The following is a 911-nucleotide window of genomic DNA, read 5'->3' as shown; positions in this document are numbered from 1 at the left end:
AAAACAATATCATCAGGTATATCACGAGCGGCACCAATTTCTTGAAAAACCACTTGTTTTTCCCGTTCTAATTCATCTTCATCAAATTTTGAATACATCAAAATATCGGCTAAAATATCAATGGCAAGCGGGATATCATTTTTGAGTACGCGTGCAAAATAGGCAGTTGTTTCCGTACTTGTGGTGGCATTGATTTCACCACCGACATCTTCAATATCAGTTGCAATCTGAAAGGCTGTACGGTTTTCCGTTCCTTTGAAGGCCATATGTTCAAGAAGATGAGCGATGCCATGTTGCGAGAAGGTTTCATTGCGTGAACCGACTTTAACCCATATTCCGAGCGCTACACTGTCAATTTGTTGCATTGTATGTGTGGCGATAGTCAAACCATTACTTAGGCGACTGATATCTACACCCATGTGTTTACGACTCCGTTAAACAAGCCAAATACCTCATTATAAAAGTATTGGAATATTTTTAATTTGAATTAATGCAGCTAACCTTAATAAGATGCAGCAATTTTAAAGAAATGTAATCTTTTACTATTTTTTCATCATTAGCAAGACCTATGAAGCATTTTTCGCGTTCCATAAAATCGTTTCAAGATGGCAATGGAGTATCAATTCCACAGGGATTTTTGATTGCATCAGGAAATTTGGTAGGATGAGCAGTCGCAAGGACGATCATTGGAATATGTTTTTTTTGTTTTCCCGAGTTACTCTTAAGGGCAGCAGCTGTACGTGGATCAGCGAAATAGCCGCTTTCTTGATAAATGTTATCAATTATTTGCGCTGGTTCAACTATACTACTTTTTCCGGCAGAAAACAGGGGGGAAATACTTTTGAAGTGTTTTTCATCAAGATTAAAATGTCTTGATTTTTGCAAATTTTCCATTGCATTGCGAATTTCAT

The 911-nt window shown here is 37.2% G+C and carries 1 protein-coding gene and 1 pseudogene; both read right to left on the bottom strand.

The genetic code is table 11. The features are described from left to right. Positions 1-419 (bottom strand): M16 family metallopeptidase (locus ACFIK8_RS10420; RefSeq protein ID WP_375669384.1); only part of this gene is annotated, 419 nt, incomplete at its 3' end. A gap of 58 nt (positions 420-477) precedes the next feature. Then, positions 478-911: pseudogene (locus ACFIK8_RS10415) on the bottom strand (threonine synthase); the annotation flags it as partial.

Source organism: Bartonella sp. MR168JLCBS, from assembly GCF_042194175.1.
This window is presented reverse-complemented; position numbering and strand designations above follow the sequence as displayed.